Origin of the sequence: Chryseoglobus sp. 28M-23, from assembly GCF_014789785.1 — a bacterium.
Lineage (GTDB): Bacteria > Actinomycetota > Actinomycetes > Actinomycetales > Microbacteriaceae > Microcella > Microcella indica.
This window is the reverse complement of record NZ_CP061846.1, coordinates 420,090-439,579: the sequence shown is the minus strand read 5'-3', so window position 1 is coordinate 439,579 and position 19,490 is coordinate 420,090. Positions and strand designations below refer to the sequence as shown.

Sequence of the window (19,490 nt, the reverse complement as noted above, 5' to 3'; positions counted from 1 at the left end):
TCACCGTCCCGTGGAGGCCAACCATGACGGCCACCTGGACGCCCTACCGAATCAGGCAACTCTCCGAGCAGTTGACCGAGCGAGACCAACAGATCCTGACCAGCCTCGAGCAGTACCGAATGCTCTCCACCCGGCTCATTCAGCGTCTGCACTTCCCGGCTCTCCCGCTGGGCGATCACTCCAGCATCTCGGCAGCCACCCGCGGCACCACCCGCGTGCTCGGTCGGCTCGAACAGCACGAGCTGATCACACGACTGCCTCGTCGCATCGGCGGCATCAAGCACGGCTCGTCCGGCATCGTCTGGCAGCTGGCCGCCACCGGCGAACGATACCTGCGGGCGCAACGTGCAGATGGGCAACGTCGCCGCTTCGTCACCCCCTCAACGACGTTCATGGAGCACACACTCGAGGTCGCCGAGCTGGCCGTTGACCTGATCGAGAAGTCACGCACCGGTGCCGTCGAGGTGCTGAGCCTTCAGACCGAACCAGCCTGCTGGCGCGAATACACCTCCCCCAGCGGATCGTCCCTCGCGGTGAAACCCGATCTCGCGGTCGTGACTGCCGACACCGATTTCGAGACCCACAGCTTCGTGGAAGTCGACCGAGCCACCGAACACGGCCCGGCGGTGCTTCGGACGTGTCGCACCTACCAGCAGTACTTCCGAAGCGGCATTGAGCAAGACCGCACCGGAGTGTTCCCGCTCGTTGTCTGGGTGACCCCGGACGAGCGTCGCGCCGACCGTCTGCGGCGCAGCATCGCCGATGACCCAAGCCTTCAGACGGCCCTGTTTCACGTCATCCCGAAGGAGAACGCGCTGAGCGTTCTCGCCCCGGATGCAAGCCCTAACCCGAAAGGAGGAACGACATGACACCAACAATCATCACCCCGGATCAGACTGACAAGGCACGGCAGATCATCACCCTGATGATCGCCCTTGACCCCGAAGCGCAAGGGCACACCCTCGCCCGGCTCGTCGCAGCAACCCTGCACGGAGGCCCCGGCACCGCGCTTGAGCGCTTTGCCTCCAGCGGCACGCTCGAGTCCGAGGCGGCGCTCGCTGAACTCAACGAGCTGCGGGTTCCCCTGGAGCAGGAGGACTGGATCGACACCCTCGGCCGCTACATCCTGCTCAACGCCGGAGCACGCTCATGACCGAACGCGAACCCACACCCCGCAGCCACGAGCAGATCGACCTCGAGCGCTTCAGGCGAGCGGCCACCCGATTCGAGAACGCGATCACCCTCGGCATTGAGGCCGCGCGTTCGACAGGCCGTGAAATCGATGACGGCACAGCGCAACTGATCGCCCATGTCCTCGGGCGAGGCCTTGGTCGCGACTCCCAGCTGGCCGAGCACGGTCGCACGCGTCAAGGTGACGCGGAGGCCATGCGCGCCGAGTTCATGACGCTCTGGGAACACCCGCGCACCGGGGGGCTGACTCGCGAGTGGATCAACTGGCTCGGCACCTACCTCCTACATTCCGAGCCCGGTCCTGAGGTGCCAGACGGTGATCAGGTGGAAGCGGCGCGAGCGCTGCTGCGCAGCACCCTCGTCACCGATCAGCTGAACGTGGGAGGTGTCGCCCTCACCGTCAACATCCCCGCGAGCCTCACTGGCCCCGAACTGCGGGAGGTCGTCGCGCGCCTGGAACAGCTGCCGGAGATCTTCGAGCAGTCCTTCCACGCGTTCCTGACCCTGCCCGACGTCGATGCATCGGCGGAGAACGTGGCCGACCTGTTCGAGCAGTACTTCGTCGGACGCTTCGAATCCGAAGACGACGCCATCGAAGGCCTCACGCCAATCGATGAGTGGGAAACCCGACTGGGCGAATGGACGGCAGAGCTGGGACTGCCGGCCGAAGCGGTGTCGCTGGATCGGTCGGTGATCAGCGCGCAACTGCGTGAGGTGTATGACGTCGTCGAGATGGAAGGTCGCATCTATGCCTTTATTCGGTAGACCGCGCAGCGTCCCGAATCACCTTCCGGGGGTGTTCTCCCACGGCAGACTTCGAGCGATGCGGAATAGTCAACAGGCCCGGAATTCCGGGCCTGGCGAGGTAAAATGGGAGGGTAAACGGAGACCAAAGCCGATGTTCACGACTGCATCGGGCCAGCGTCCCAGCCCATTCCTGAATGGGGCGCCCACTCCACCACCTCTCTCTCGAAAGCACCACTTCGAGACTGCTCTCACTCCCACGGAAGGAGGGCAGTCATGAACCTGCCCGAGAACCCCACCACCTCCGCCTTCGTCGCAGCACCCCCGCGACTGCCCGACATCGCCCCTCACGTTGAGGTCGGCCCGAGCGAGACGACGATCATCAACCCGATCGCTGACGTCGTCGCGCCTACCGGATCGCGCGCTGTGGTCTACCTGCGCGTGTCATCCAAAGGTCAGGTCAACACCGACTATGACCCCGAAGGCATCTCGATCCCCGCCCAGCGGCAGTCCTGCCAACGCAAGGCCGAACAGCTCGGGCTGACCATCGTCGCCGAGTACGTCGAGGCCGGTATCTCGGGAACAGAGATGACCAAGCGCATTGCCTTCCAGCAGATGCTGGAGCGCATCCGCCGCGACAAAGACGTCGACTACGTCATCGTCTACAAGCTGTCCCGCTTCGCCCGGAACCGTACCGACGACGCCATCGTCATGGCCGACCTGCAGAAGCGCGGCGTGACGTTGATCTCCGCAACCGAGTCGATCGACTCCACCCCGGTCGGGCAACTCATGCACGGCATCCTGGCTGCATTCAATGAATACCGTTCCCGCGAGGACGGCGCTGACATCGCTTACAAGATGGGGCAGAAGGCACGAAAGGGTGGAACGCTCGGCCGTACGCCTCTTGGCTACTTCAACACCCTTGAGCGTCTGGACGGTCGCGAGTTTCGCGGAGTCGCGGTCGACGAAGAACGCGCGCCATTCGTGAAGCTCGCTTTCGAGCTTTACGCGACCACCGAACTCACAATGGAGGAGATTGCCGAGGAGCTGGAGGATCGAGGCCTCACCACCAGACCAACTCCCAAGCGGAGAGCACAGCCTGTTTCGGCGTCAATGCTGTCCCGGATGTACCGCAATCGCTACTACATCGGAGAAGTGACCTACAAGGGTGAGGTCTTCGAGGGTCGTCACCCGGCCATCGTGAACCGGGACCTGTTCATGAAGGTGCAGCGGAGACTGGAGAGCACCGGCAAGGCAGGCGAGCGAAAGCGCCTGCACCACAGCTACCTAAAGGGCAGCCTGTGGTGCGGCGAGTGTTTTGCAGAACGCGGCCTTAGCGACAGTCGAATGGTGATTCAGCGTGCCATTGGACGAAACGGATCGGACTACTTCTACTTCTTCTGCCGCGCTCGGCAGGAAGACATCTGCACGTCACGCCACCTGCCGATCGATGCAGTCGAAGATGCAGTGATCGATCACTACCGGACTGTGCAACTTCGACCCGAATTCATCGGCTTCGTCGAAGGCCAAGTCGACGATGCACTCGATGATCAAGTGAGGGCTCAGCGCGAGTGGAAAAACCAGCTCGAGATGCGGCGAAACGAACTCGACGCAAAGGCAGCAAACCTGGTCGAGCTCGTCGCCGACGGAGGACTGGCCGTTGAGCTGGCCAAGCAACGGCTGCGCCAAATCGAAGTGGACCGCGCAGACATCGACACCCAACTCGCCACAGTCGTCCAAGACCTATCGGCAGGGGTCGAGTACCTCAAGGGATGGTTGGAACTTCTTCGCGATCCTCACGCTCTCTACGTCCGCGCCAGCAACGAGATGCGTAGACGGCTCAACCAAGCGATCTTCGTTCGGATCTTCATCGCTGATGAGGGCCGGGTCGCCAGCGAGTTGTCTGAACCAGCGCGGCTCTTGCTTGAAGCGCAGAGCCGCTGGCAATCCATGCACTCAGGAGACGGAATCGGCTCAGCCAACGCTACGGCCGCTGCAGGGCTTCAAGAACAAACAACCACCGACAAGGTCGATGGTTGGAGTAAGGACTATTTGGTGGACCTGAGGGGAATCGAACCCCTGACCTCTTCATTGCGAACGAAGCGCGCTACCAACTGCGCCACAGGCCCGTGAACCGTCGACAACACTACCACCGGCGCGCGGGGCCACCGAAACGGCGAGAGTCTCCTCAGCCGGCGGCGCGACGGCGCTGCAGAACCTCGTCGAGGTCGGGCGCCCGCGTCGGCAGCCCGTCGACGATGCCCATGCGCGCGAACCGCGAGTCGCCACGCTCCGCGTCGGCCTCTGCACGGGAGACGCGCGCGGCGGGAGCCTCGCGAACTGTTGGGCCCGGCGCCTCGGTCGGCGCGGCGGGAGGCTGCGCGAGGCGCTGAGCCCGCTCGGCCTCCGCGGCGGCGGCCGCGAGGACGGCGGCGTGGTCGATCGTGGGCTGAGCATCCCGCACCGCCGCCGGAGCCGAGGGCGCGTCGAGGTAGGTGGGGCGCGGAAGCGGCACGGGGGTCCATGCGCGCTCGCGCGGCGCCTGACGCCCGGCGGCCGGCGCGGCTGGCGCGTAGTCAACGAACCGGGGTGCGGCCGGGGCGACCGCGGCGGTGCGACGGCGGCTCGCGCGGGCGAGGCCGCGCAGCAAGAGCATGCCGCTCAGGGCGACGAAGCCGGCCAGGCCCGTCCACGCCCACGCGCCGAACGCGACGGAGACGCCCACACCGACGAGAGCGGCAAGGGTCAGCAGGCTCGTCCCGGCGCGCGAGCGGCGCAGGCGGCGCTGACCGAGACGGGAGGCGTCCACTTCGGCGACGAGACCGGGAGCGGTCGAGGCGAGCTGAGCCCGCAGGGCACGCTGCCGGGCAGCCTCGCGCGCGCGCTCGATGGCGAGCTGCTCACGTTGCCGCGCGGCGAGCGAGCGCTCCTGCGCGGCGATCTCGCGCGCCGTCATCTCCGCGCGCACGGCCTCCGGCAGCTCGGTCGTCTGCGCCATGATGCGCAGGGTCTGCTGCAGGCGCACGGCGTTGCGCTCGGTCGCTAGGTACTCGCTGCGGCGGCGCCACATGGGCACGAGGTAGAGCAGCCACAGTCCTGCAGCGAGCGCGATGAGGATCGCTGTGCCGCCGCCCGAAGTGTCCACGCCGCAACGGTACGTCTGCCGCGCGCCTCCGGGCGGGATGCTCAGCGCGTGTCCGCCGGACGCACCCCGCCTACCCGGCCTGCAGCGCGCCCACGATGGCGCCCATCGCGGTGAACGCGACGATCGCGTATCCGGCGTTGATCGCGAAGTGCCGGAAGGGGCGGCGCTCGAACAGGTACACGACGCCGAGCAGCGTCGACACGAGGGTCGCGCCGGTGACGAGACCGGCGATCGTGCCGAAGAGCGGCCCCGCAGAACCGATGAGGAAGGCGAGGCTTGTCGCCGCGACGAGCGACAGCACGAACGAGCCGCCGAAGACGAGCGGGGCGCCCCGACCCAGCTGATCGTCGCTCACTCCCGCTACACGCTGCCACGGTCGCGCGAAGAGCAGCCCGAACCACAGCCCGCCCACGACGAACATCGACACGGCGGCGAGCAGGATTCCCCACACATTGACCGCTGCTTCCATGACTCCTCCTTCACGCACGCGCCCCGAGGGGCTCGGCGATGACTCTAGTGAGAGCGAAGCGGGTTCGTCTTGTACGGAATTACCGGTGCGCGGGATGGTCGAGCGGCACGAAGGTGGCGTACTCGAGGCCGAACTCGCCCAGGTCGTGCAGGAACCGCGCCGGCGGCGAGCCCGCGAACCGCGTGAAGGCGCGCGTGATGTGGGGCTGGTCGTAGTAGCCGTACTCGGCGACGAGCTCGGCCCAGCTCGGCAACGGATCGCGCGAGGCGAGCGAGGTGAGGAGGGCGTCGAACCGGGCCACGTCGGCGAAGCGCTTCGGTGTGACTCCGCACACCCGCGAGAAGCGCGCGCTCAGGGCACGCGGGCTCAGTCCCTCCGCCGCCGCGAGCCCGGCGATCGACGCGGGTCGATCGCACTCGAGCGCCACGCGCACACGCGTGACCACCGGGTCGGGGTCGGGGCCGTGCCGCGCTGCGTCGAGGAGACCCACGAGGTCGTCGAGCAGGCCCTCCGGGTCGTCGCTCAGCCGGCCCCGCGCAGCGAGCGCGTCGACACCCGGCACGAGCGGCTCGGCCGGCAGCACGGCGTCGACGAGCTCAGCTGGCTGCGCGCGGGCGAAGAGGCCCGCACCGTCGGCGGTGAACTGGGCCACGAGCATCCGCAGGTCGGTCGGATTCTCATTCACCAGGTACTGGGTCTGCACTCCCGCGAAGAACGGCCCCGCGAGCTCGACGCCCGTCGTCGTCGCACCGCGCGCCAGCTGACGATAGGGGTCGGAGAGGTTGACGATGAGGTGCGCGCGGGGGCTGGGAAGGATCTTCTCGAAGCGGCGCTGCGGCGCCGCGTGGAGGTACCAGAGCGCCTGCACGAACGGTGCCAGATCCTCGGGCACCGCGCGCGGCACGAAGAGCGGTGCCGTCACGGCAGCGGGAGCCCCCGCCGCGCCGCGATGACGTCCGTCTCGGGCACGGTCGCCGCCCCCGCGGGCACGCGGCCGGCGCGCCAGCGCTGCAGCACCCCCGTAGGCACCTCCTCGACGGTGAGCGCGAAGCAGAAGTGGTCGCGCCAATCGTTGTTGATGTGGATGTAGCGCCGCCGCAGCCCCTCGTAGCGGAAGCCGAGCTTCTCGACGACGCGCAGGCTCGCCGCGTTCTCGGGCCGGATGCAGATCTCCATGCGGTGCAGCCCGACAGTGAAGAAGACGTGGTCGGTCGCGAGGGCCACCGCCGTCGGCGTGAGACCGCGACCCGCGAACCGCTCCCCCACCCAGTAGCCGATCGTCGCCGACGCGAGCGAGCCGTAGCTCATGCCCGACACGTTCAGCTGGCCAGCCAGCCGGCCCTCCGTCTCGATGATGAACGGCAGGCCCTGCCCGGAGCGCGCCGCCACGAGGAGACTGCGGATGCTGCCCTTGGTGTCCCACGACATCGGGGCGACGGGGCTCGTCGCCTCCCACGGGCGCAGCCACGTCCGGCTCTCGATGAGCTCGCGCTCGAGCGCGCGGGCATCTCGCACGCGGATCGGGCGCAGCACGGTGACCCCGTCGCGCAGGGTGGGGATCGCGTTCACATCGCCTCGAGGTCGGTCGGTGAGGGGCTGCGGGGTCCGGTCAGCGCAGGGTCTCGTCAGCGCAGAGTGTCGGCGAACTCGACGAGCCACGGCCGAAGCTCCGGGCCGAGGTCGTCGCGCTCGGAGGCGAGCTGCACGATCGCCTTGATGTAGTCGAGCCGGTCGCCCGTGTCGTACCGGCGACCACGGAACACCACGCCGTAGACGCCGCCGTGCTCGACATTGCCGGCGAGCTCAAGCAGGGCATCCGTCAGCTGAATCTCGTCGCCCTTGCCCGGCGGCGTGTTCTCGAGAATGCCGAAGATCTCGGGGCGCAGCACGTAGCGGCCGATGATCGCCAGGTGGGAGAGCGCCGTGCCGGGGGCAGGCTTCTCGACGAGGCCCGTGATGCGCACCACGTCGTCGGTGTCGGTCGGCTCGACCGTCGCCACGCCGTACAGGTGCGCCTGGTCGGGCTCGACCTCCAGCAGGGCCACGATCGTCGCGTTGCGCTCCTCGTGCACCTCGATCATGCGCTCGAGCAGCGGGTCGCGCTCGTCGATGAGGTCGTCACCGAGGAGCACGGCGAACGGCTCGTGCCCGACGTGCATCTTCGCGCGCAGCACCGCGTGCCCGAGTCCCTTCGGGTCGCCCTGCCGCACGTAGTGCATGTCGGCGAGGTTCGTGGAGTGCATGACCTTGGCAAGCCTCTCCTGGTCGCCCTTGATCTGCAGCGTGTTCTCGAGCTCGGTCACCCGGTCGAAGTGGTTCTCGAGAGCGTTCTTGTTGCGCCCGGTGATCATGAGCACATCGGTGAGGCCCGCGTGCACAGCCTCCTCCACGACGTACTGGATGGCCGGCTTGTCGACGACGGGCATCATCTCCTTCGGCATCGCCTTGGTCGCGGGGAGGAATCGCGTGCCCAGGCCCGCGGCGGGAATGACGGCTTTCGTGAGCGACATGGCCTCAGCGTATCGGGGGAGGGCGCCTAGCATGGTGCGTATGATCAGCGAACCCGCAGGTGCCAAGCGCGCACTGCGCGCCGAGTTGCGCGAACGGCGGCGGATTCGCCCCTCGGCGGAGCGCGACGCGGCCTCGGTCGAGCTCACCCGCCAGCTCATCGCCCTCACCTCGGCGCTCGGCCCCCGAACCCTCGCGTGCTACCTCTCGACCCCCGACGAGCCCGAGACCCGCCCCTTTCTGGCGTGGACCGCCGAGCAGGGCCTCGACGTGCTGCTGCCGATCTCCCGCGACGACGGCCTCCTCGACTGGGCCCCCTACGACGCGAGCGACGAGGGCAGCGACGTGATCGGGATGCCCGTGCCCACGAGCGACATCGTGGCACCCATCGCGATCAACGACGTCGGGCTGATCCTCGTGCCGGCCGCCGCAGTCGACCGCACGGGCATGCGCATGGGATGGGGGCGCGGGTACTTCGACAAGACCCTCGGGTCGATGGATCGGCGCCCGCCGGTCTTCGCGGTGCTGTTCGACGACGAGCTCGTCGACGAGCTGCCGCGCGAGAAGCACGACCAGCCCGTCGACGGCGTCGTGACTCCGGGCGGCATCCAGCGCTTCTGAGCCGACGTATCCTTGTCGGCGGAGGTTCACATGCCCACCTATTCCTACCGCTGCACGGAATGCTCGACCGCGTTCGACATTCAGCAGGCGTTCACCGACGACTCCCTCACCGAGTGCCCGACCTGCGAAGGGCGACTGCGCAAGGTGTTCTCGTCCATCGGCGTGACCTTCAACGGCTCGGGCTTCTACCGCACCGACAGCCGGGCGGCGGAGCGATCGAGCTCGGGCGGTGGCTCAGGCTCGAAGGATTCCGGGTCGAAGGATTCCGGGTCGTCGGGTTCCGGCTCCGGCACGAAGGAGTCGAGCTCCTCATCGACCCCGGCAAAGAAGGAGACGACCAGCTCCGGCTCCAGCACCTCGACGTCGACCGCCGCCGCGAGCTAATCACGACCATCACGAACCGCATCATCGGCTGAGGAGGCACCCATGCTCAAGGGCTTCAAAGAATTCATCCTGCGCGGCAACGTCGTCGAGCTCGCCGTGGCGGTCGTCATCGGGGCCGCGTTCACTGCCGTCGTGCAGGCGATCGTCAGCTCGGTCATCAACCCCGCGATCAGCGCGCTCTTCTCTGCCGAGACGCTGGCCACGGCCCTCCCGGTCGTGATCCCGACCGTCTCCGGTGGCGAGGCGACCATGTACTTCGGCGCCGTCATCGGGGCTCTCATCAACTTCATCGTCGTCGCGTTCGTCGTCTACTTCGCGCTCGTGCTGCCGATCAACACGCTCAAGAAGCGCGCGGAGGAGCGCCGCAAGGCGGGCGAGCCTCCGGTGTCGGCCGACGCGCCGCCGACCGAGCTCGATGTGCTCACCGAGATTCGCGACCTGCTGACCAAGCGCGAGGCCTGAGTCCACTCAGTAGTGGGGCGGCTTGTCGGCCGTGAGCCGCTCGTCGTTCTCGGTGCCTCGGTTGCGCGCGGGTTCGGCGCCGTGCGGGTCTGAGCTCGGAGCCGGATCCGACCCCGGCGGGGGCGGGGTGGTGACCCTCCGGCGAGCGCGACGGGCCGCACTGAACCGGCCCTGCGCATCCTCATCGCTCATGCGCCCAGGCTACCCACCTCGGGTTGACGGGGCGGGATGCTCGGCTCAGGTGACCGCGGGGCGCGGGCGCGGCGTCTCGGGTGCGAGAGCCTTGCCGGCCATGGCGACGATGCGGTCGGCGACGCCGTCCGGATCGCTGAACAGTTCGAAGACGTGCACGCGCGCGTAATGCCAGCCGAGGCGCCGCAGCAGGTCGGGGCGGAGGCGCAGAGACTCGCGAAGGCTCGTGCCCGCGAGCGACGCGTCGGTCTCGATCGCGATGCAGTAGCCGCCGCGGCTCGCGACGAGGCTGAGCTTGCCGCGGTGCCCCAGCGCGGTCTTGAGCCCGCGAGCCTCGAGGCGCCGAGCGAGGTCGATGAGCATCGGGTCGCTGTCGTCCTGCAGCTCGACCGCGGAACGCCGCGCCTCGATGTCGGCGAGCAGATCGCCGAGAGCGCGAGCCCCGTGCGACAGCCGGTCGTCGTCGAGGTCGCCCGCGCGCAAGCAGCTGACGATGCGCACGAAGCGGCGAGCGCGCGTCATGGCGACGGCGAGCAGGCGGTCGCCGCCCGGGCGGCCGAGCGCGCCAATCTCGCTGAGAACGCGACCGTGCGGGGTGCGACCGTAGCCGATGGAGAAGATGACACGGTCGCGCGACTGGGCGACGGCCTGCTCGATCGTGAGCACGCCGAACGGCTCCGCCCGGTCGCCGAGCACGAACTCCTGCAGGTCGGGTCGGGTACCGATCGCCTCGAGCACGGCGTCCTGCACGCGCGCGGCGTGCCGATGACTCGCGGTGATGACCATGAGCGACTCGGCGGGGCGCGCGGTGGCGTGCTCGAGCACGAGGGAGACGACGCGCTTCACCTCCGCGTCGACGCTCTCGATCGCGCCCGTCTCATCGTCGGGCATACCGTGCCCCTCATCGAGGTAGTCGACGGCGATCGACGGATGCCCGAGGAACGAGCCGGCCCAGGGAAGCGAGTCGATGCGACCAGCGTAGAAGCGGCGGTTGACGAGCTCGGCGAGGTCCTCGCCGCCGGCGCGGTACGAGCGCGTGAGCGACTGCACCGGCAGGAGGTCGGCGAGCTGGAAGAGGGCGGAGGAGGCGTGCCGGGCATCCTCATCGGCGCTCGAGGCCCCGGCCGCATCGCGGCCGGCTGCGGGAGCCGCAGCGTCCACGGCCACCGAGAACGGTGCGGGGGTCTGGGTGACGGGGTCGCCCACGGCGACCACCTGCCGGCCGCGGCGCACAGCGCCGGCAACCTCGGGCACCGTCACGGCACCCGCGTCGAGCACGATGACCGTGTCGAAGGGAATCTCGTCGCTGATCTCGTGCACGTCGTACGGCGAGGCGAGCCACACGGGCGCGATCGGGCGGGACAGATGGGGAGCCTCGTGCTGGAGCTCGTGCGGCGTGATCGAGCCGCTCTTCAGCCGGGCCCGCAGGGCGTCGGCCTCCTCCGGCCAGTCGGTGATGCCGATCGACCAGTTCTCCGCGAGCTGCCAGCCGAGCAGCGAGGCGCTGCCGGCGGCGTGCGCCTCGTCGACGAGGCGGAAGTCGGCCTCGAGCCGGTCGAGCACTGCCGTGTCGGCGCCGAGCAGCGCGCGGTCCTGCTGCAGCAGGCTGTCGAGAGCGGAGCGCCACCACGCGAGCTCGAGCTCGGCGGCGACCTGCGACTGCGGCACGTGGCGCTCGGCGAGGTCGGCGAGCAGCGGCTGAACATCCCAGCCCTCGAGCAGGCGCAGCAGCTCGGTGCGCTCCTGCAGGTTGGCGAGCACGTCGCTCTCGGCCGCGAGGCCCTCGAGCAGGGCGTGCAGCTCGGCCAGGGGTCGATGCACGAGCGACCGGTCGCGGCTGTCGTGCCCGAGCGGAGCATCCAGCTCCTCGAGATCCTGCTCGACCTGCTGGTAGGCGTGGTGCACGTCCGCGATGCCCACCGGCACCGTCGGGGTGAGACCGGCGGGAACGAAGCGCTGCCACAGCACGCGCTGCTGCTGGATGCGCGTGAGCGCGTCGTGCAGATCGCCCACGTGCACGCCCGGCCGCAGGTACTCCTTGGCGAGGCCCTTCAGGCGGCGGCGCGTCGCGGCGGGCATCGTCGAGCCCTCTCGTCGCGGAGCGGTCGCCGCGATGAGCTCGCTGAGCGAGCGGTCGAAGACGGCCGGCTGGAACCGGTCGAGGGTGTCGCGGATGTCGGTGAGGAGCCGCAGGTACACACCGAGCTCGGCGAGCGTCTCGAACGGGCGCAGCGGCGTGGAGGCGATCAGCGCGCGACCGCGCTCGACGAGGCGCGGCAGGAGGTCGACGTGCAGGCGGCGGGCGCGCTCCTGGGCGCGCGCCGCGTCCTCCGCCTTCGAGAACCGCGCGCCGTACCAGGGCGAGTCACCGGGGCCGTAGCTGAACTGCCCGAGCTCGGCGGCCTGCACCATGGCCTCGGCCGCGGGGCGGCGATCGGTCGCGAGCAGTTCGACGGCCTGCCTGCTGAGGCGCGCTCGCGTGGAAGGCGGCGTGGGCAGGAGCGCGAGCCGACTGAGCTCGGTGACGCAGTCGAGCACGCTGATGCCGAGCACCGAGTCGGGGCGGGCGAGAGCCTCGCGGTAGTCGAGCAGCACGCCGCGGAGCCGAACGAGGGCTTCGTCGACCTCGACGACACGGGGGCGCTTCGCCTTCTCGTTGCGACCGATCGCGCGGATCAGGTCGCGGCGCAGCGTCGGCGCGGTCGCCGTGATGCCGGGCAGGCCGATGTCGGCGAAGCGCTGCGAGATGCTGCGCAGGCTCGCGCGGCGCGGGCTCACGACGAGCACACGCTTGTTCTGGGCGACGAGGGCGCCGAGGGCGTTGACGACGGTCTGCGTGCTGCCGGTGCCGGGGAGCGTCTTGACGACGAGCGAGGCACCCGAGGCGATGGTCGCGATGACCTGCTCCTGCTCGGCGTCGGCATCGAGAAGCAGCAGGTCGGTCTCGGGCGGCCGCTCGTCGGCGGGAACCGGCACGACGGGCTCACCGCCCTCCTGCACGGCCCAGCGCGCGCTCGTATTGCCGGCGGCCGCGTCGAGGATGGGATGCCCGAGCTCGTGCGCATCCGCCGCCATCGGCGCACCCACTTCGGCGAAGGTGGAGACCACGAGGCGCGGCGTGATGGTGAAGCCGTCGAGGTGCGCGGTGAGGCCGCGCAGGCGGTCGAGCGGCGGGTTCGGCTTGAAGGCGTCGCCGTCGTGGGCGAGCGCGACGAACGCCGCCTCGTCGAGGTGCAACGCGAACTGCTCGGCCAGCGTGCGCACGAGGGCGGGGTTGAGGCGCACCCGACCGCGCAGGGTGAGCTCGACGTCGCGCCCGCGACGCCGCAGGGCGAGGGGGCGCAGCAGCAGGGGCGCACGGTGGTCGATGCCGTCGTAGCTCCAGGCGACCATGCCGATGCCGAGGGCGATCGCGTCGATGCCGCGCACGCTCGAGAGCTCGAGGCCCTTGTCGACGATGCGCTCGGCCGCGATGCGCGCCGAGCGCAGGGCCACGTCGTCACGCACGAGGTTGCTCAACAGTGTGGGGCTGCCCGCGATGAAGCGGGCGAGGCCGCCGGGGTGGCTCGTGCCGAGCTCGATGCGGCCGCGCGGGTCGTCCTCGAAGTGCAGCAGCGTGCTGCGTCCGCCGAGCGCGGCGAGGTCGGCGCGCCAGCGCTCCCACGTCGGTGCCGCGACATTCATAGGCAGCACGCGGGGGTCGCCGACGCTGATCGACGAAGGCTGCGGACCGCCGTTCACGGTCGCAGGCTCGTCGATCTCATGATCGTCGTAACTGTCGGCACGCCACACGCCGTCACCCTATGACCGTCGCCGCGAAATACTGGGGATTCCGGGCGGTCTGCCGTCGAATCGGCCGCAACCGTAGACTCGCCACCGTGGAGCTCTTCGACGGCCTCGTGTCGATCATCGTCACCGGCGTCGGCACCGTGCTCGTCGTCGTCGCGGCCGTGTTCGTGGCCGGCATCATCGTCGTCTCACGGCGGCGCGCCCGGCCGCAGGCAGCCATCGATGTCGTGCGTCGCCGCGCAGGGTCGGCGCTCGTCCGCGCAGACGACCGCGTGGATGCGGCCGCGACCGACATCGACTTCGCGCTCGCCCAGTTCGGTGAGCGCGAGACGGCCGACTATCGCGCCGCCCTGTCGCGGGCGCGCGAGGACCGCGCCGAGCTCTTCCGCCTGCACCGCATGCTCGAAGACGAGCCGGGAGCCCGACTGCGCCACCGCGAGCGCGCCGACCGCATCGTCATGCTCGCCGACCGCATCGAGAGCACCCTCGATGCCGAGGCGGCGCGCTTCCGAGATCGCCGCACGGTCGAGAGCGGCGCCGAGGCCCGTGCTCACGGGCTGTCCGAGCGGGTGAGGGCGCTGCGGGATGCGGCGCGCGAGCGCGCCCTCGAGCGGGATGCCCTGCGCGAGCTCTTCGCCGAGGCGGCGCTCGGCGCGGCATCGACGGCGCCCGAGCGGGCCGCGGCTCTTCTCGACCGCGCCGATGCCCTCGCCGCCGAGGCGAGCGCCGAACTCGCGGTGGCCGCGGCGAGCGCCGTCGGCCCGCTGCTCGCCGACGCCGAGCGACTCGCCCACGAGGCGCACCAGCTGCTCGACCTCGTGCCGAGCACCGCCGCGCGACTGGATGACGCGCTCGCCGCGCTCGAGGCGTTGCGCGCCGACGCCCGCACGGCCCGCACCGAGGCCCTCGCCGACCTCGACGACGCACCGGACGCCGGCACAGCAGCCGCCATCACGTCCGCCGTCGCCGGGATCGACGCCGCGATCGTGGCCACCGGGGCGGACGAGGCGAGGCATCCCGTTCCGGCACTCGACCGCATCCGCGCGGCGATGGATCAGCTCGAGGTCGCCCTCGCCGCGAGCCGCACTCAGGCGCAGCGGCTCGCCCACGCGCGCGAGGCCTACGCAGGGGCGCGCGTGTCAGCGCAGAGTCAGCTCGCCGCCGCGCGCGCCGCACTCGGCCGCGGAGGCAGCGCGGGTGCTCGCGCGCGCCTCGCCGAGGCGGAGGAGGAGCTCGCCCTCGCCGAGCGCTCGACCGACCCCGTCGAGGCGCTCGACGCCGCCCGCCGCGCCATCACGCACGCGCGCGACGCCGAGGTGCTCGCCCGCTACTAGCCCGCGCCCGCGGCGCGCGGCGCCGAGCGCCCAGCGCGAGGCGCCCCTTTGTGCCAGATCTGGCCCGAACGGGCGCTCGGCGCCGTCGTTCAACCCACTTTCGGGCAAATCTGGGCTGCGCGCCGCGCGCGTGTACCTGTGCGGCGCGAGCCGCGCGGCAGGCGTGCGCGGTGCGCGTGCGCCGTGCGCGTGCGAGCTATGCGCCGTTCTGCAGGTAGGCGACGACGGCGAGCACGCGGCGGTGGTCCTCCCCCGTGTCGTCGAGCCCGAGCTTGGCGAAGATCGCCGACACGTTCTTCTCGACGGCGCCGACCCCGATGTGCAGGGCCTGCGCGATCGCGGTATTCGTGCGGCCCTGCGCCATGAGCTCGAGCACGTCGCGCTCACGCGGTGTGAGCGCCTCGAGCGGGTCATGCCGTCGTGCCATGAGCTGACTCACCACCTCGGGGTCGAGTACGGTGCCGCCTGCGACGATGCGGTGCAGGGCATCCCGCACATCGTCGAGGCTGACGACGCGGTCTTTGAGCAGATAGCCGAGCCCTGCACTGCCGGCGGCGAGCAGCTCGTGCGCATAGGTGAGCTCGACGTACTGCGACAGCAGCAGGATCGCGAGGCGCGGGTGCCGACTCCGCAGCTCGAGGGCCGCCCGCACGCCTTCGTCGCGGAAGGTCGGCGGCATGCGCACGTCGAGCACGACGGCGTCGAGCTCGAGCTCCGCGACCTCGGCGAGCAGCGCCTCGGCGTCGCCGTAGGCACCGACCACGTCGAGGCCTGCGTCGCGCAGCACGCGCACCAGCCCTTCGCGCAGCAGCACCGAGTCATCGGCGACGGCAACGCGAAGGGCTGGCATGGGGGCAAGCCTAGGCACGCGGCTCGCGGTCGGCGGCACGGTCGGCGGGGGCGGATGCTCCGCTCACGCCCGCGAGCGGCAGCGTCGCCCGCACGACGGTCGGGCCGCCCTCGGGGCTGTCGATCGTGAGCTCGCCACCGAGCCCGTGAGTGCGGTCGCGCAGCCCCTCGAGGCCGTGGCCCGTGCGCTCGACCGCGCCGCCCATGCCGTCGTCGCTCACCGTGATGGTGAGTGCGCCGTCGGCAGCGACCACCGCGAGCCGGATGCGCGTCGCCTGCGAGTGCTTGGCAGCGTTGGCGATGAGCTCGCTCGCCACGAAGTACGCGTTGCGGGCGACCTCGTCCGGCAGGTTCGCGGTCGCGCCGAGCTGCGACTCGAGCGCCACCGGGATGCTCGAGCGGCTCGCGAGCGACTCAAGCGCGGCGAACAGTCCGCGATCGAGGAGCAGGGGCGGCGCGAAACCGCGCGACAGGTTGCGCAACTCGTCGAGCGCGTCCTGCGCCTGACGCCGGGCATCCGCGACGAGGCCGCGCGCCTCCTCAGGGTTCTCGGCGATGCGGCGCTCGGCCGCGGCGAGGTCCATCTGCAGCCGGATGAGGCGCTGCTGCGGGCCGTCGTGGATGTCGCGCTCGATGCGGCGCAGGGCGCTGCCCTCGGCGGCGACGGCCGCCTGCCGGGAGGTGAACAGGCTCGATACCTGGCGCTCGAGCTGCTCGTTGCTGAAGCGGCCGAGGAACGGGCGCGCGATGGCGGCGTGCAGCCACGTGAAGCCGCGAAGCACGTAGGGCAGTGTGACGAGGGCGACGACGCCGAGCACGATGGCGGTGGCCGCGATGGCCGGCGCGAGGCTCTCCAGCCGCCCCTCGGCGACCACCCAGTCGGCCGTGGTGTAACCCTCGACCGAGAACTGCAACCCCCTCGTCGCGAGGGCGATGGGCACGGCGATGGCCACGACGGTCAGGCTCAGCCAGACGGTGAGCACGACGAAGCTCACCGTCGCGATAATCGGCGCGATGACGGCCCCGTGCAGCAGGGCGAGCCAGTACCGGCCGTTCGCGAGGGGGCGCAACCAGCGCTTCCACCACACGGCGGTCGGGTCGCTCTGCCACTCGGGCGGTGTGATGGGCGCCTCACCCGAGAAGCGCAGGCGAGCGATCTCGAACGCGCCCGCGTACCGCGACAGCAAGAGGGTGAGGGAGAGCACGAAGATGCCGACGACGAAGACGAGCAGGCTTGCTGCGCCCGAGACGAGCGACGTGAGAATCGCGCTCACCGCGATCGCAATGAGGAACGTGGGAACGAGGTAGCCGAGAGCGCGCGGCACCCGGCGCCACACGGCGCCGTAGCTCCAGCTGTCGGGTACGGCCGGCGCCGTGGGGGCGGGGGCCGCCGGCGCGGGGGTCGGGGATGCGGTGGTCATGGGTTTCTCCTGGGGTCAGACTGCCACGGCGCGGGGTGCGGCGCGGTGACTCCAGCCTCGTGACTCGCCCTCGCACGGGCCATCCGGCCCACCCACGAGCCGTACGGGGGTTATCCCCCGCACGCTTCGCGCCAGATCTGACGCAAATGGGCGCTCGTGGCGCCCGTGGAGCACAGTTTGAGGCGAATCTGGGCGAGCCGTGGCGCGGGGCCGGGCGGCGCGGGGCGACGACACGTGGGGCGGCGGCGCGCGCCGCGCGGCCGGACTACTCGAGCTCGAGGGTCACGACCGTGACCGCGATCGTGACGTTGACGGGCGCGGCCCACTCCTCGAGCACGGCGCGCACCTTCTCGCGGTCCTGGTGGAACGCGTTGGGCCCCATGAACACGGCGTCGAGGGCCTGCTCGATCGAGAGTGCGACCCGGCTGCGCACCTCCCGCGCGGAGACGAGCCGGGCATCCGGGATGCTCGCCGCGACCTCCTCCGCCTTCCCAGCGGGCACGCGCAGAAGCTTGAGCCCGTGCTGCAGCTCGCGCTGGTGGTCGCCGTGCGGCACGACGAGCACGGCGCGGCCGCCGGGGGCGAGGATGCGGCGCACCTCGGCAGCGGAGCCTGGCGAGAAGATGCGCAGCGCCACGGCGACGCTCGCGTCGCGCAACGGGATGCCCGTCCACACATCGGCGCTCACCGCTGCCAGGCGGTCGTGGGCGCGCGCGGCGACGCGCACGGCGGGGGCGGAGGCGTCGAGCACGATGCCGCGCAGGTCGGGGCGGGCATCCAGCACCTGCGAGGCGTACCAGCCGGTGCCGCCGCCGAGGTCGGCGAGCCAGCCCCGCGCGTCCTCGGGAACCGCCTCGAGCACCGCGTGGAGAATCGCGTCGTGGAAACCGTCGGCCTGGAACCGCTCGCGCGCCTCGAGCATCTCGGGGGTGTCGCCCGTCGCGGGAGCGCCCTTGCCCTTGTGCGCGGCGCGCAGGCTCAGGTAGCCCTGGCGGGCGCGGTCGAAGCGGTGCCGATTGCCGCACTCCGCTCCCCCGTCGGCGGGGGTGAGCGGCTCGCCGCAGCTCGGGCACTGCAGAAGGTCATAGGCCGCGTCGAGGGTAGTCACGCGCGCAACGCTATCGGTATCAGTAGAGTCGAAACATGTTCATCGTGACCAGCGTGCTCGGCCTCATCACCGTGTTCGACATCGTCATCCACGTGGTCACCGATCTGGTCGAGCCGTGGCGCATCGCGGGCAACATCATCGTGCTCGTCAGCGTGTTCGGCGTTCTGCTGCTGCCGAGACTGCGCCGCGTGTGGGTCGCCATTGCCGCCGGAGGGTGGAATCTCGCGCTCAACCTCATCCACATCAGCCTGAACGGCATCGGCGCGCTCGGCATCGTGCTCATCGCCACCACGACCGTGCTGTGGCTCGTGCTCGCGATCCTGTTCGCACGGCGGCCGAAGCCGGTCGTCTGAGCCCTACTGGGGCAGGGCGACCGGGCGCCAGCGGTGCGCCGGCTGGCCGGCGACGGGCAGGTCGACGAGGAAGAGCATGCCAGCACCGGGGTGGCGCTCGACCTCGGCCGGCGACAGGTCGCGGCTCGCGGTCGTCACGAGTGCCCGGTTGAGCGAGCTGCCGACGAACGCGAGGCTCGTGACGTGCGGCACGTCGAGCTCGATGTCTCCGTGCGGGTGGCCCAGAGCATCCAGATGGCGGATTCCGCCGCCACCCCACAGCGCCACCCACAGGCCGCCCTCCGCGTCGACCGCGAGGCCATCGGGCGTGGCGTCCTCGATGCGCGCGAACTCGCGACGGGCACCGACGTCGCCAGACTCGTAGTCGTAGGAGCGGGCGTAGACGACGTTCGCGGTGCTGTCGATCGAGTAGAGCGTGGCGCCATCCGGCGAGAAGCCGAGGCCGTTCGAGAGGCCCAGATCATCGTCGAGGGTCGTGACGGCGCCGTCGTGCTCGAGGCGCAGCAGCACGTTGCCCGAGTGGTCGCCGGTCATGCTGAGCCCGCCCACGATGAGCCGCCCGGCCGGGTCGATCACGCCGTCGTTGAAGCGGCGCCCCTCGGGCAGCAGCTCGCGCGAGGTCGTGACGTTGCCGAGAGCGTCGACGAGCGCAAGACGACGCTCGAGGGCGACGAGGAACTGCGCGTTGCCGAGCCGGAAGGCGCAGCCGACGTGGCTCTCGAAGTCGAGGGTGCGAATGACCTCGACCCGGTCGTCGGAGTCGAGGCGGCCGACGAACACGCGGCCGGCCTCGATGTCGATCCAGCTGACGGTCGCCGTCGCGGTATCCCACGCGGGCCCTTCGGCGAGCACGTGGCGGTCGGTGGAGAGCATCGTGACGGAGGTCATGCCTCCACCCTAGAAGCTCGCGCTCGCCGGCG

General features: G+C 70.4%; 20 protein-coding genes, 1 tRNA gene and 1 pseudogene. 9 read left to right on the top strand and 13 right to left on the bottom strand.

Features of this window, described 5'->3' with window-relative positions:
• The first annotated feature begins 23 nt into the window (after positions 1 to 23).
• The 4 genes and pseudogenes from IE160_RS02215 to IE160_RS12695 all read left to right on the top strand — a co-directional run.
• Positions 24 to 869, top strand: a complete 846-nt coding sequence (locus tag IE160_RS02215; protein ID WP_191151526.1) for a replication-relaxation family protein — start codon at positions 24 to 26, stop codon at positions 867 to 869.
• Complete coding sequence (locus tag IE160_RS02210) at positions 866 to 1,153, top strand: hypothetical protein (RefSeq protein ID WP_191151525.1); 288 nt, start codon at positions 866 to 868, stop codon at positions 1,151 to 1,153. The genes IE160_RS02215 and IE160_RS02210 overlap by 4 nt, the downstream gene beginning before the upstream one ends.
• Positions 1,150 to 1,956: a hypothetical protein gene (locus IE160_RS02205; RefSeq protein WP_191151524.1), complete on the top strand. Its 807-nt coding sequence runs from the start codon at positions 1,150 to 1,152 to the stop codon at positions 1,954 to 1,956. Before IE160_RS02210 ends, IE160_RS02205 begins: the two co-directional genes overlap by 4 nt.
• Before the next feature lie 255 nt (positions 1,957 to 2,211).
• Positions 2,212 to 3,120 (top strand): annotated as a pseudogene (locus IE160_RS12695) (recombinase family protein); the annotation flags it as partial.
• 246 nt (positions 3,121 to 3,366) lie between these two features.
• On the opposite strand, the gene IE160_RS02190 reads toward IE160_RS12695, so the two are convergent.
• The 7 genes from IE160_RS02190 to galU all read right to left on the bottom strand — a co-directional run bounded on the left by IE160_RS02190 (position 3,367) and on the right by galU (position 8,059).
• Positions 3,367 to 3,657: a hypothetical protein gene (locus tag IE160_RS02190; RefSeq protein WP_191151523.1), complete on the bottom strand. Its 291-nt coding sequence runs from the start codon at positions 3,655 to 3,657 to the stop codon at positions 3,367 to 3,369.
• Positions 3,658 to 3,988: 331 nt separating this feature from the next.
• A tRNA-Ala gene (locus IE160_RS02185) sits at positions 3,989 to 4,064 on the bottom strand.
• 59 nt (positions 4,065 to 4,123) lie between these two features.
• Positions 4,124 to 5,080: a hypothetical protein gene (locus IE160_RS02180; RefSeq protein WP_179873157.1), complete on the bottom strand. Its 957-nt coding sequence runs from the start codon at positions 5,078 to 5,080 to the stop codon at positions 4,124 to 4,126.
• Between the two features lie 70 nt (positions 5,081 to 5,150).
• Complete coding sequence (locus tag IE160_RS02175) at positions 5,151 to 5,549, bottom strand: DUF1761 domain-containing protein (RefSeq protein ID WP_179873156.1); 399 nt, start codon at positions 5,547 to 5,549, stop codon at positions 5,151 to 5,153.
• 79 nt (positions 5,550 to 5,628) lie between these two features.
• Positions 5,629 to 6,471 (bottom strand): AraC family transcriptional regulator, encoded by an 843-nt coding sequence (locus IE160_RS02170; RefSeq protein WP_179873155.1) that lies wholly within the window; start codon positions 6,469 to 6,471, stop codon positions 5,629 to 5,631.
• Positions 6,468 to 7,118, bottom strand: coding sequence for a GNAT family N-acetyltransferase (locus IE160_RS02165; protein ID WP_224744532.1), 651 nt, complete (start codon positions 7,116 to 7,118; stop codon positions 6,468 to 6,470). Before IE160_RS02165 ends, IE160_RS02170 begins: the two co-directional genes overlap by 4 nt.
• 56 nt (positions 7,119 to 7,174) lie before the next feature.
• Complete coding sequence (galU, locus tag IE160_RS02160) at positions 7,175 to 8,059, bottom strand: UTP--glucose-1-phosphate uridylyltransferase GalU (protein ID WP_191151522.1); 885 nt, start codon at positions 8,057 to 8,059, stop codon at positions 7,175 to 7,177.
• A 40-nt stretch (positions 8,060 to 8,099) separates the two neighbouring features.
• On the opposite strand from galU, the gene IE160_RS02155 reads away from it, so the two are divergent.
• From IE160_RS02155 to mscL, 3 genes are read left to right on the top strand one after another with little or no spacing between them, the layout of a single operon-like run.
• The gene (locus IE160_RS02155; RefSeq protein WP_179873153.1) at positions 8,100 to 8,678 is read left to right on the top strand and encodes a 5-formyltetrahydrofolate cyclo-ligase; all 579 of its coding nucleotides are present in this window, start codon (positions 8,100 to 8,102) and stop codon (positions 8,676 to 8,678) included.
• A gap of 30 nt (positions 8,679 to 8,708) precedes the next feature.
• Positions 8,709 to 9,062, top strand: coding sequence for an FmdB family zinc ribbon protein (locus tag IE160_RS02150; RefSeq protein WP_179873152.1), 354 nt, complete (start codon positions 8,709 to 8,711; stop codon positions 9,060 to 9,062).
• A gap of 42 nt (positions 9,063 to 9,104) precedes the next feature.
• Entirely contained in the window at positions 9,105 to 9,524 is a 420-nt protein-coding gene (gene mscL, locus IE160_RS02145) for a large conductance mechanosensitive channel protein MscL (protein WP_191151521.1), read from the top strand.
• 6 nt (positions 9,525 to 9,530) lie between these two features.
• Here the strand turns inward: mscL and IE160_RS02140 are convergent, their stop codons facing one another.
• Together IE160_RS02140 and IE160_RS02135 are read right to left on the bottom strand one after the other, a co-directional pair.
• Positions 9,531 to 9,716, bottom strand: a complete 186-nt coding sequence (locus IE160_RS02140; RefSeq protein ID WP_179873150.1) for a hypothetical protein — start codon at positions 9,714 to 9,716, stop codon at positions 9,531 to 9,533.
• Between the two features lie 45 nt (positions 9,717 to 9,761).
• The gene (locus IE160_RS02135) at positions 9,762 to 13,508 is read right to left on the bottom strand and encodes a DEAD/DEAH box helicase (RefSeq protein ID WP_502708744.1); all 3,747 of its coding nucleotides are present in this window, start codon (positions 13,506 to 13,508) and stop codon (positions 9,762 to 9,764) included.
• 86 nt (positions 13,509 to 13,594) lie between these two features.
• Here IE160_RS02135 and IE160_RS02130 point away from each other — a divergent pair, with 86 nt between their 5' ends.
• Positions 13,595 to 14,839 carry a hypothetical protein gene (locus tag IE160_RS02130; protein ID WP_179873149.1) on the top strand — a complete coding sequence of 415 codons (1,245 nt, stop codon included), beginning with the start codon at positions 13,595 to 13,597 and terminating at the stop codon, positions 14,837 to 14,839.
• 196 nt (positions 14,840 to 15,035) lie between these two features.
• Here the strand turns inward: IE160_RS02130 and IE160_RS02125 are convergent, their stop codons facing one another.
• From IE160_RS02125 to IE160_RS02115, 3 genes are all read right to left on the bottom strand, one after another.
• A complete protein-coding gene (locus IE160_RS02125) occupies positions 15,036 to 15,689 on the bottom strand; it encodes a response regulator transcription factor (RefSeq protein WP_179873148.1) in 654 nt (217 codons plus the stop codon).
• 10 nt (positions 15,690 to 15,699) lie between these two features.
• Complete coding sequence (locus IE160_RS02120) at positions 15,700 to 17,109, bottom strand: sensor histidine kinase (RefSeq protein WP_179873147.1); 1,410 nt, start codon at positions 17,107 to 17,109, stop codon at positions 15,700 to 15,702.
• Positions 17,110 to 17,374: 265 nt separating this feature from the next.
• Complete coding sequence (locus tag IE160_RS02115) at positions 17,375 to 18,217, bottom strand: putative RNA methyltransferase (RefSeq protein WP_179873146.1); 843 nt, start codon at positions 18,215 to 18,217, stop codon at positions 17,375 to 17,377.
• Positions 18,218 to 18,252: 35 nt separating this feature from the next.
• Here IE160_RS02115 and IE160_RS02110 point away from each other — a divergent pair, with 35 nt between their 5' ends.
• Positions 18,253 to 18,570: a hypothetical protein gene (locus tag IE160_RS02110; protein ID WP_179873145.1), complete on the top strand. Its 318-nt coding sequence runs from the start codon at positions 18,253 to 18,255 to the stop codon at positions 18,568 to 18,570.
• A gap of 3 nt (positions 18,571 to 18,573) precedes the next feature.
• Here IE160_RS02110 and IE160_RS02105 read toward each other — a convergent pair whose 3' ends face one another.
• Complete coding sequence (locus IE160_RS02105; RefSeq protein WP_179873144.1) at positions 18,574 to 19,458, bottom strand: SMP-30/gluconolactonase/LRE family protein; 885 nt, start codon at positions 19,456 to 19,458, stop codon at positions 18,574 to 18,576.
• Positions 19,459 to 19,490 lie beyond the last annotated feature (32 nt).